The 9959-nt window shown below is 73.9% G+C and carries 10 protein-coding genes and 1 pseudogene; 4 read left to right on the top strand and 7 right to left on the bottom strand.

Features of this window, described 5'->3' with window-relative positions; translation table 11 throughout:
- The 4 genes from ACWCSD_RS38675 to ACWCSD_RS38690 form a co-directional block, all read right to left on the bottom strand.
- Positions 1-939: dihydroxy-acid dehydratase domain-containing protein (locus ACWCSD_RS38675; RefSeq protein ID WP_449922367.1), on the bottom strand; the 939-nt coding region annotated here is incomplete at its 3' end.
- A 104-nt stretch (positions 940-1043) separates the two neighbouring features.
- Positions 1044-1823 carry an LLM class flavin-dependent oxidoreductase gene (locus tag ACWCSD_RS38680; protein WP_449922369.1) on the bottom strand — a complete coding sequence of 260 codons (780 nt, stop codon included), beginning with the start codon at positions 1821-1823 and terminating at the stop codon, positions 1044-1046.
- A complete protein-coding gene (locus tag ACWCSD_RS38685) occupies positions 1823-4153 on the bottom strand; it encodes an ATP-binding cassette domain-containing protein (RefSeq protein WP_449922371.1) in 2331 nt (776 codons plus the stop codon). Before ACWCSD_RS38685 ends, ACWCSD_RS38680 begins: the two co-directional genes overlap by 1 nt.
- A gap of 68 nt (positions 4154-4221) precedes the next feature.
- Positions 4222-4776 carry an NADPH-dependent FMN reductase gene (locus tag ACWCSD_RS38690; RefSeq protein ID WP_449922373.1) on the bottom strand — a complete coding sequence of 185 codons (555 nt, stop codon included), beginning with the start codon at positions 4774-4776 and terminating at the stop codon, positions 4222-4224.
- 116 nt (positions 4777-4892) lie between these two features.
- Between ACWCSD_RS38690 and ACWCSD_RS38695 the strand changes: the two genes are divergently transcribed.
- Positions 4893-5810 carry an AraC family transcriptional regulator gene (locus tag ACWCSD_RS38695; RefSeq protein ID WP_449922375.1) on the top strand — a complete coding sequence of 306 codons (918 nt, stop codon included), beginning with the start codon at positions 4893-4895 and terminating at the stop codon, positions 5808-5810.
- A 90-nt stretch (positions 5811-5900) separates the two neighbouring features.
- Here ACWCSD_RS38695 and ACWCSD_RS38700 read toward each other — a convergent pair whose 3' ends face one another.
- Positions 5901-6419, bottom strand: a complete 519-nt coding sequence (locus ACWCSD_RS38700) for a hypothetical protein (RefSeq protein ID WP_397162953.1) — start codon at positions 6417-6419, stop codon at positions 5901-5903.
- 200 nt (positions 6420-6619) lie between these two features.
- Between ACWCSD_RS38700 and ACWCSD_RS38705 the strand changes: the two genes are divergently transcribed.
- Complete coding sequence (locus ACWCSD_RS38705; RefSeq protein ID WP_449922377.1) at positions 6620-7204, top strand: cysteine hydrolase family protein; 585 nt, start codon at positions 6620-6622, stop codon at positions 7202-7204.
- 13 nt (positions 7205-7217) lie between these two features.
- Positions 7218-8120 carry a GlxA family transcriptional regulator gene (locus ACWCSD_RS38710; RefSeq protein ID WP_397162957.1) on the top strand — a complete coding sequence of 301 codons (903 nt, stop codon included), beginning with the start codon at positions 7218-7220 and terminating at the stop codon, positions 8118-8120.
- Between the two features lie 12 nt (positions 8121-8132).
- On the opposite strand, the gene ACWCSD_RS38715 is transcribed toward ACWCSD_RS38710, so the two are convergent.
- Positions 8133-8600 (bottom strand): cupin domain-containing protein, encoded by a 468-nt coding sequence (locus ACWCSD_RS38715; RefSeq protein ID WP_358300548.1) that lies wholly within the window; start codon positions 8598-8600, stop codon positions 8133-8135.
- A gap of 75 nt (positions 8601-8675) precedes the next feature.
- Here ACWCSD_RS38715 and ACWCSD_RS38720 point away from each other — a divergent pair, with 75 nt between their 5' ends.
- Complete coding sequence (locus tag ACWCSD_RS38720; protein WP_449922380.1) at positions 8676-9269, top strand: pyridoxamine 5'-phosphate oxidase family protein; 594 nt, start codon at positions 8676-8678, stop codon at positions 9267-9269.
- 15 nt (positions 9270-9284) lie between these two features.
- On the opposite strand, the pseudogene ACWCSD_RS38725 reads toward ACWCSD_RS38720, so the two are convergent.
- Positions 9285-9959: pseudogene (locus ACWCSD_RS38725) on the bottom strand (hypothetical protein); the annotation flags it as partial.

Raw genomic sequence — 9959 nt, forward strand, 5'->3', positions numbered from 1 at the left:
GACGTCGGCTCCGACGCGCTGCCAGTCGTGGATCGTCAGCGGCACCCCGGCGTGCCGGGCGATGGCGTTGACGTGGATGGGCACGTTGGTGGAGGCGCCGATGGCCGAGGCGACCACGATCGCGTTCTCGAAGGCCCGCATGGTCATGATCTTGCGCGGGGTGAGGTCCTCGCGTACCAGCTGCACCGCCCGCAGGCCCGTGTCGTAGGCCATCTGCGCCCGGCGGCGGTAGGGCGCGGGGATCGCCGCGCAGCACGGCAGCGACATGCCGAGCGCCTCGGCCAGGCTGTTCATCGACAGGGCGGTGCCCATGGTGTTGCAGTGGCCGATGCTGGGCGCGGAGGCGGCCACGCGCGCCATGAACTCGTCGTAGTCGATCTCGCCGGTGGCCAGCAGCCGCTTCGACTGCCAGATCACCAGCCCCGACCCCGACGCGGCCATGCGCCTGCCCTGGTGGTAGCCGTTGAGCATCGGCCCGCCGGACAGGACGATCGCCGGGATGTTGACCGTCGCCGCCGCGGCCAGGCACGCGGGCGTGGTCTTGTCGCAGCCCGTCGTCAGGACGACGCCGTCGAGCGGATATCCGTAGAGCACCTCGACCAGCCCGAGGTAGGCGAGGTTGCGGTCGAGGGCGGCGGTCGGTCGTTTGCCGGTCTCCTGCAGCGGATGGACGGGGAACTCCAGCGGGATGCCGCCGCCGTCGCGGATGCCGTCCCTGACCCGGTCGGCCAGGGCGAGGTGGTGGCGGTTGCAGGGCACGAGGTCGCTGCCCGTCTGGGCGATGCCGATGATCGGCCGGCCGGACTGGAGCTCCTTCGGGGTCAGCCCGAAGTTGAGGAAACGTTCGAGGTAGAGAGCGGTCATCTCCGGATTGCCGGCGTTGTCCCACCATGCCTGGCTGCGCAGGCCGCCGCTCTCGGGATGCCCGGTCGGGCGCATCAGCTCGCTCCTCACTCGCGCGGGGCCGCCGGCCGGGTGGTGTCATGGCGCACCCCGGACGGGCGATGACTGGCCTACCCCGCCACCGTCACCGCGCAAACGCCTCAGATCATCGCCGCCATCACCTGCTCGACGCTGCTGACCTCGGGAAACTCGATGAGGCACCACGTCGCGCCCGCGTCCTCGTACGGGCCGGGATGCACCCCCGGCGGGACGCCGACCGCGACCTCGAAACCTTCGAGCCCGCCCCGGTGCTCGGCGACGACGGCCAGCATCTCCCGCAGCCCGACCGGGGTGGTCTCCGGACAGAGACCGTCGAAGCGGGCGGCGCGGCGGAGCGGCGCCTGCCGGACCGACTGGGCGGCGACCCAGATGGGGATCCGCGGCCGCTGCACGGGCTGCGGCTGGAACGCCAGGTCGTCGACGCGGTAGTGGCGGCCCCGGTGGCGGACGGGCAGGCCGGTCCAGAGCCGGCAGATGACGTCGAGGCCCTCGTCGAGCATCTCCGCCCGGACGCGCGGGTCGCCGGTCTCGCCGAGCCTGCTCAGCTCCCCGCCGTCGTCCGCGCCGAGCCCGACGCCGAGCACCATCCGCCCGCCGCTGAGCTGGTCGAGGGCGGCGGCCTGCCTGGCCACCTCGTACGGCCTGCGCCGCGACAGCGGCGTGACCCTGGTGCCGATGCGGACGCGCTCGGTGGCGGCGGCGATCGCGGCCAGGGCGATCCAGGCGTCGCAGACGGCCAGCCCCGGGCTCAGCGGGCGCACGACGTGGTCCCACAGGAAGACGCCGTCGAACCCGGCGTCCTCGGCGCGGGCGGCCAGCTCGGCGAGCACCCGCGGATCGGCCAGTTCCCCGAACGGCGGCAGGTACAGCGCGCGGCGCATCACAGCAGGCCCTTCAGGTGCGGCGCGGTACGGCTGCGCGGGCTGGCGGCCACCTGCGCCGGCGTGCCCGCGGCCACCACCGTGCCCCCGGCCGAGCCGCCTCCCGGCCCGAGGTCGATGACGTGGTCGGCGGTCGCCACCACCCGCATGTCGTGCTCGGCGACCACGACCGTGCCGCCGCCGCCGACCAGGTCGTGCAGCCGGTCCATGAGCACGTCGGTGTCGTGCGGGTGCAGGCCGGTGGACGGCTCGTCGAGCAGGTAGATCGTGGACTCGGCGCGGCGGCCCTGCAGCTCGGCGGCGAGCTTGATGCGCTGGGCCTCGCCGCCCGACAGCTCGGTGGCGGGCTGCCCGAGCCGCAGGTACCCGAGCCCGACCTCGTGCAGCGTCTCCAGCGGGCGGCGTACCGCGGGGACGTCGCCGAAGAAGCCGGTGGCCTCGTCGACCGTCATCTCCAGGATCTGGGCGATCGTGCGGTCGCGATAGGTCACCCGCAGCGTGTCGGGGTTGTAGCGGGCGCCGCCGCAGTCGGGGCAGGGCGCGTACGTCGTGGGCAGGAACAGCAGCTCGACCGCGACGTAGCCCTCGCCCTGGCAGGTCTCGCAGCGTCCGCCGGGCACGTTGAAGGAGAACCGGGCCGGGCCGTAGCCGTGGGCACGCGCGCCGTCGGTGGCGGCGAACAGCTTGCGCACCGTGTCGAACAGGCCGGTGTAGGTGGCCAGGTTGGAGCGCGGGGTGCGGCCGATGGGCTGCTGGTTCACCCAGACCACCCGCCGCTCCCCGGCAGCCTCGGCGACGGCCGCCAGCAGGCTGCTCTTGCCCGCCCCCGACACGCCGGTGACGGCGGTGAACACGCCCAGCGGCACGTCGACGTCCACGCCTTGAAGGTTGTTGCGGGTGAGCCCGCGCAGCTCCAGCCAGCCCGTCTGCCGGTGCGCCGGCCGTTCCGGCACGACGGTGTGGAACAGGTAGCGGCGGGTCACCGACCCGGCGACCTCGCGCAGCCCGGCGACCGGCCCGCTGTACAGGACGCGCCCGCCGTCGCCGCCCGCGCCGGGGCCGACGTCCACCACCCAGTCGGCCTGGCGCACGACGTCCATGTCGTGCTCGACCAGGCAGACGGTGTTGCCGGTGTCGCGCAGGCGGCGCAGCAGGTCCGACAGCGCGGCGGAGTCGGCGGGGTGCAGGCCGGCCGAGGGCTCGTCCAGCACGTACACGACGCCGAACAGCCCGGCGCGCAGCTGGGTGGCCAGCCGGATCCGCTGCAGTTCGCCGCTGGACAGGGTCGGCGCGGGCCGGGCCACGCTCAGGTAGCCCAGCCCCAGCTCGTCCAGCACCTCGATCCGGTCGAGGATGTCGCGGGTGAGCGCCCCCGCCGGTCCTGGTTCGTCCCGGTGCGGGCGGAGCACGCCGGCCAGTTCGCCCATCGGCATCGCGGCCAGCTCGACGACGGTGCGGCCCGCGTACGTGACCGCCAGCGCCTCGGGACGCAGCCGCCGCCCGCCGCAGAGCGGGCAGGTGCGGGCGGTCATGAACCGTTCGGCGCGCAGGCGGCTCTTCTCGCTGGCCGAGGACGCGTACGCCTTGAGCACCAGCCGCCGGGCGCTGGCGTACTTGCCCTGGTAGGGGCGGTGGATCCGGCCCGCCTCGCGTACGGGATGGACGGTGACCACCGGCTCCTCGTCGGTGAACAGGATCCAGTCCCGCTGCTCCCGCGGCAGGCTGCGCCAGGGCGCGTGGATGTCGTAGCCGAGCGTCGCCAGGATGTCGCGCTGGTTCTTGCCCTGCCAGGCGCCCGGCCACGACGCGATCGCGCCCTCCGCGATGCTCAGCGACGGGTCGGGCACCAGCGACTCCTCGGTGACCTCGTGCAACACCCCTTGCCCCTGGCACTGCGGGCACGCGCCGGCGACGGTGTTGGGCGAGAACGCGTCCGAGTCCAGGCGCGGCGCGCCCGGCGGGTAGGCGCCGGCGCGGGACATCAGCATGCGCAGCGAGTTGGAGACCCGGCTCAGCGTGCCCACCGTGGACCGCGCGGACGGCGTGGACCGCCGCTGGCCGAGCGCGACCGCGGGCGGCAGGCCGGTGATGTCGTCGACGTCGGGCATCGGCAGCTGCTGCAGCAGCCGCCGCGCGTAGGGCGCGACCGACTCCAGGTAGCGGTGCTGCGACTCGGCGAAGATCGTGCCGAACGCCAGCGACGACTTGCCCGACCCGGAGACCCCCGTGAACGCCACCAGCGCGTCGCGCGGGATCGCCACGTCGACGTCCCGCAGGTTGTGCACCCGCGCGCCGCGCACCCGGATGCCGCTGACCACCTCGTCTTCCACTCTGCGCAATCTACCCATCGCCCGCCGTGCGACCGCCGGGCGGCTCCCGTGCGGCTACCGGGGCGGGATCAGGCCGCCCGCAGCGGGCGCAGCGCCGAGCCCCAGGCGAGGACCTGGTCGAGGACGGCGTTCAGCCGGTCCTCGTGGGCGGCGGCGGGCTTGAAGCCGTCGGCGAAGTCGGTGTGGATCGACAGCCCGACCTGGTTGGACACGGTGGCCACGCCGAGCAGGCCCAGCACGTGCCGCAGGTGGGCGATGGCCCGGGGCGCGCCGTCCACGCCGTAGCCGACGAATCCGGCCGCCTTGTTGGTCCACTCGGCGTACAGGAAGTCGAGGGCGTTCTTGAGCGCGCCCGGGTAGGAGTTGTTGTACTCCGGGGTCACGATCACGAACGCGTCCAGCTCGGAGACCGTGGCCGACCAGCGCCTGGTGTGCTCGTGCAAATAGTTGCCCATGGCGGGGTGCTCGGGTTCGTCCAGGTTGCCCAGGTCGTAGTCCTTCAGGTCGATGAGCCGGTAGTCGGCGTCGCCCCGCTTGGCCGCCAGATCGCGGACCCAGTGGGCCACCGCCTCGCCGTTGCGGCCAGGCCGGGTGCTGCCGATGACGATGCCTACCTTGAGCATGTCCCTCTCCCTCAGTTCGGTTACGGAAACCAACCGTAGGGAGAGCGGCTGAGATACTGAATGCGCTGCTATCCACCATTTATACGCCAGCGTCTCAGCCCTTAGACTCGATCCCCATGGACGTGCTGAGCGACGTGATGGCCTTCATGCGGTGCGGGCGCCCCACCTCCTCCCGCATCTCCTGGCGGGCGCCGTGGGGGGTGGCGTTCCGCTCGGTGCCGGGGTCGGCGGGGTTCCACGTGGTGCTGCGCGGGTCGTGCTGGCTGATCCCGCCGGACGGCGAGCCCGTCCCGCTCAGCGTGGGCGACGTGGTGTTCCTGCCGCACGGCGACGACTTCGGGCTGGCCGACGATCCCGCCCGCCCGCTGGCCGAGTCCGACTGCGAGCCGCACTCGGAGCTGTTCGCGTCGGCCGGGTTCGGCGGCACGGGGGCCGAGACGGTGGTCCTGTCCTGCGGCTACCGGCTCGAACTCGACCGGACCCACCCCATCCTGGGCTCGCTGCCCGGCGTGATCCACCTGCCCGCGACGCTCGGCAGCCGTCCGGAGCTGCGGGCCGCCGTCGAGCTGCTGGCCGCCGAGATCGACGGCCCGCGGCCCGGCACCGACACCGTCGTGTCGTCCCTGCTCGACATGTTGCAGCTGTACGTCCTGCGCGCCTACTTCGAGACCCAGGACGAGCCCTGCACGGTCTCCGGCTGGGCCGCCGCGCTGGCCGACCCCGTCGTCGGCCGGGCGCTCGACGCCATCCACCGCGACCCGGCCCGCCGCTGGACCGTCGAGTCGCTCGGTGCGCACGCGGGCATGTCCCGGGCCGGCTTCGCCCGCCGCTTCACCGGGCTGGTGGGGCAGCCGCCGCTGGCGTACCTGACGTGGTGGCGGCTGATGAGCGCGGCCCGCCTGCTGCGCGAGTCCGACGCGCCGGTGGCGCGGGTGGCCGAGCAGGTGGGGTACGGGTCGGAGTTCGCCTTCGGCAACGCCTTCAAGCGCGAGTTCGGCGTCGCCCCCGGCCGCTACCGCCGGTCGGCGGCCTGACCTTCCGGCCGCTACCGCCTGCCGGCGGCCTGATCTCCCGGCTGCTGTCCCCAGTCGGCGGCCTGACCCCGGGCCCCACGAGCCGGCGGGTCAGGGCCCCCAGCGGTCCTGGGCGTACTGGCGGCGGACGCCGGCGGACTCGCCGATCCGGGTCCAGGAGCCGCCCTCCTTGCGGGCCGCGCGCACGGCGGCGTCCAGGTGGCCCTGGGCCCGGCGCACGGCCTCGGCGGCCTGGCGGACGGCGACCAGGCTCGGCGGGTCGAGGTGGGTCTCCCACTCCGCGCGGATCGCGACGGCCACGTCGTCGGGGGCGGCGCCGGACAGCAGGCATTCGCTCAGCGCGTAGATGCGCCGGGCCGCGAAGTCGTGGCGCGTCTGGGCCACGCGTTCCCACAGCGGCCCCTGCCATCCGCAGGCGCAGTGGCCGCGCCAGCCGATCGCGGTGCGGCCGTCCACGACGTCGCCGCGGCCGTAGCCGATGCGGCCGTCGGAGCCGATCGGGTGCACCCTCGCCCCGCCGTCGGCCGGGCCGGTGGAGACCCGCCCGTCCGGGAAGACGGCGGCATCCCAGCCTTCGTGGCGTCCGTCGTCGCCCTCCCACCACTTCATGACACGCCCCCTCCAGAGATCGTCCGGATCAGCTGGCGCCTCCATGGTGGCAGGCGGCACCGGCCCTTGCGAGGGCCCGCGAATTACGGTGTCACGCTGGGGGGATATCGGCCCGGCGGCGGGGCGCCGACTGGATCGGTCCACACGCTGACCAGGTCGTGCCTTCCGCCGGGGCGCCTCGTCCGGCCAGCCTGGGTGGCGTGATCAGCGCCCTCGTCGTCATCGACGTCCAGAACTCCTTCCTGCAGCTGCCCGACTGGCGGCACACGTCCAGGCCGGACATCGTCCCGCAGGTCAACCGCCTGGCCGCGGCCGCCAGGCAGGCCGGGGACGCGGTCGTGTGGGTGCTCGGGTCGCGGCCCGGCTCGGGCACGGTCTTCGATCCGGCCCGCGGGTACGTCCAGCTGATGGACGGCCTGGAGCCCCTTCCGGACGAGCCCGTCCTCACCAAGTCGGCGCACAACGCCTTCACCACCACCAATCTCCACCAGTTCCTCACCCGGCGCGGCGTCAGGCGGCTGACCGTCTGCGGCATCCGGACCGAGCAGTGCTGCGAGACCACCGCGCGCCTCGCCTCCGACCTGGGCTTCGAGGTCGACTTCGCCATCGACGCCACCGCCACCACGCCGCTCCCCCACCGCGACGCGCCCGGCGACGCCCCCTTCGACGAGCTCGTGCGGGATCCGCGCACGCTCGGCGTGGACGAGATCCTCGCCCGTACCGAATACGCTCTGTCGGGTCGTTTCGCCACGATCAGGACCGTGGACGAGCTCACCGGGAACTGAGGAGGCGCCGGTCATGTCCCGAGTCGTCTTCCTGCTCATCCCGCGGGTGCACCTGCTCGACGTGGCCGGGCCCGCCCAGGTGTTCTCCACCGCCGCCGACCTCGGCCGGCCGTACACCATCGACTACGTCGCCGAGGAGCGCGAGGTGGCCAGCGTGCAGGGGCTGACGCTGCACGCGCGGACCTCGTGGCCGTCACTGACGCCCGACGACCTGATCGTCGTGCCGGGCTGGCGGGGGCCGGCCCGGCCGGCGAGCGGCGAGACGTTGCGCCGGCTGCGCGAACACCACGCGTCGGGCGGCACGGTGGCCGGCGTGTGCGCGGGGGCCGACGCGCTGGGCCGGGCCGGGCTGCTCGACGGCCGCCGGTGCACGACCCACCACACCGTCCAGGACGAGCTGGCCCGCCTCTATCCGCGGGCGAGCGTCGCCAGGGACGCGCTGTACGTCGAGGACGACCGGATCGTCACCTCGGCCGGCGTGGCCGGCGGGATCGACGTGGCGCTGCACCTGGTGACCACCCGGCACGGGCCGTACGCGTCGGGGCAGGTGGCCCGCGCGATGCTCGTGCACGCCCACCGCGACGGCACGGCGGAGCAGGTCAGCCCGCTGCTGCGACGGCGTTCGCACGTGGACGAGACGGTCCACCGCATCCAGGACCTGATCGAGACCCGGTTCACCGAGCGGCTGCCGCTGAGCCTGCTGGCCGGGGCCGCGGGATGCAGCGAGCGCACGGTGACCCGGCTGTTCCGGCGGGCGACCGGGCTCACCCCGCTGGCCTACCAGACCGCGCTGCGGCTGGAGCGGGCCGAACACCTGCTCGGCCGCGGCGCCACCGCCGAGGTCGCCGCGCGCGAGGTGGGCTTCGCCGACGCCCGGATGCTCCGCCGGCTGCGCACCCGCGCGGCCGCGCCCTGACCGTCGGGCGGGTCAGAGCGAGGTGGTGCGGTAGCGGGAGCGGAACTCCGCGAGCAGCTCGTCGGTGATCTGCGCGCCCGCGGCGACGGCCGCGTGCACCTCGCGGAAGTATCCCTCGTAGCCGGCGGGCGTGTAGAGGCACAGCGCGCGCACGGTGCCGTCGCCGGCGTTCCGGAAGCCGTGCGGGGTGCCGCGCGTCGCCGCCAGCAGGTGGCCGGGGCCGACCGTCACCTCTCCCGCGCCGTCGTGCAGGGTCAGCTCGCCGTCCAGGACGTAGAAGTACTCGTCGTGGCCGTGGTGGACGTGCGGGCGCGCCCCGACGACGCCCGGGTCCAGCGTGAACTCCTCGAACGCGAACCGGTCCCCGGTGTGCTCCCCGGTCAGCCGGAAGAAGTGCCGGACCCCGGCGACGTCGATGAGCTCGCCCTCGGCGGGACGCCGGAGCAGGGGACGCGGTTCCGGGCCCTCGTTCGCGATCATGCCGGGCATTCTGCCACCCGCGGGACCGACGCCTCTCACCCCCACACGAAACCACGAAAGGGGATAATCCGGATCATGGGAAAGACCTACGACCGGATCGACGGCCGGTTGCGCACGTTCATCGAGTCCCAGCCCATCTTCTTCACGGCGACCGCTCCCCTGGCCGGCGACGGCACGGTCAACCTCTCGCCCAAGGGTCTGAAGGGCTCGTTCGCCGTCCTGGACGACCACACCGTGGCCTACCTCGACTTCGCCGGCAGCAACGCCGAGACCATCGCCCACCTGCGCGAGAACGGCCGCGTCACGCTGATGTGGTGCGCCTTCGACGGCCCGCCGAACATCGTGCGCGTGCACGGCCACGGCGAGCCGGTCTTCCGCGACGACCCCCGCTGGGCCGGGCTGCTGCGGCACTTCCCGGACATCGACCCCGTCCCGCACGGCCTGCGCGCGATCATCGTCGTGACCGCCCGGCTGATCCGCGACACCTGCGGGTACGCCGTCCCGTTCATGACCTACGACGCCGACCGCCCGCTGCACGGCTCCCGCTTCGCCCGCGAGGACGACGAGTCGCTCGACGCGTACTTCCACAAGAAGGAGCACGTGGCGACCAGCATCGACGGCCTTCCGGGGCTGCCGCTCCCGCTGCCCCCGCTGCCCCGCGAAGCCTGACCGGACGGGCCGGCGTCACAGGACGGCGAGGGCCTTGGCGATGTTCCATTCGGCCAGGTCCAGCATCCAGCGCCGGTTGGGGAAGTCGGTGTCGGCGATGCGCAGCGGGCCCTCGATCAGGGAGAGCACCTGCGCGTACCGGTAGAGCTCCAGCCGGTCGGGGTCGAGGGCGGGCGGGCGCAGCGCCGGGTAGGCGTCCTCGAAGCGCATGCGCAGCCAGGCGTGCTCCCACTCGGCGTCGAAGTAGGTCAGGCCCTCGAAGTCGATCATGACGGGGTCGCCCGCGGGCGTGACGAGCACGTGGTCCGGCCCGAGTTCGCCGTGCACGAGCCCGTACCGTTCGCGGGGGGCGACCGCGTGGCGCAGGCCGCGAACGTGGGCGGCGATCCGCTCGTGCGCCCGGCCCATCCGGGCGTCGCGGGCGGCGACGGCGGCGAGATGGGCGAGCGCGCGGTCCAGGACGACGTCCTCGGCGGGCCGGGACGGCCGGGCCCGGCCGTCGGCCAGGTGAGCGAGCTTGCCGTAGGACGGGCCGAGGGTGGTGTGCATGCGGCGCAGGGCGTCGCCGAGCACGGCCAGCGGTTGGGCGGCGGCGCGCCGGGGCGTGCGGGAACCGGGGCCGGTCGCACGCCGATCGCCATGGGCCAGTACATCACGACCGCGCTCCTGGCCTAGTTCTCTTCCGGCTGG

This window comes from Nonomuraea sp. NPDC001684, assembly GCF_053596515.1.

What these genes read in the sequence shown, in the direction of transcription:
- ACWCSD_RS38690 (WP_449922373.1), bottom strand. Translation starts at nt 4,776, where the DNA reads ATGCTCAAGGTAGGCATCGTCATCGGCAGCACCCGGCCTGGCCGCAAC.
- ACWCSD_RS38700 (WP_397162953.1), bottom strand. Translation starts at nt 6,419, where the DNA reads ATGAAGTGGTGGGAGGGCGACGACGGACGCCACGAAGGCTGGGATGCC.
- ACWCSD_RS38715 (WP_358300548.1), bottom strand. Translation starts at nt 8,600, where the DNA reads ATGATCGCGAACGAGGGCCCGGAACCGCGTCCCCTGCTCCGGCGTCCC.
- ACWCSD_RS38695 (WP_449922375.1), top strand. Translation starts at nt 4,893, where the DNA reads ATGGACGTGCTGAGCGACGTGATGGCCTTCATGCGGTGCGGGCGCCCC.
- ACWCSD_RS38710 (WP_397162957.1), top strand. Translation starts at nt 7,218, where the DNA reads ATGTCCCGAGTCGTCTTCCTGCTCATCCCGCGGGTGCACCTGCTCGAC.
- ACWCSD_RS38720 (WP_449922380.1), top strand. Translation starts at nt 8,676, where the DNA reads ATGGGAAAGACCTACGACCGGATCGACGGCCGGTTGCGCACGTTCATC.
- ACWCSD_RS38680 (WP_449922369.1), bottom strand. Translation starts at nt 1,823, where the DNA reads ATGCGCCGCGCGCTGTACCTGCCGCCGTTCGGGGAACTGGCCGATCCG.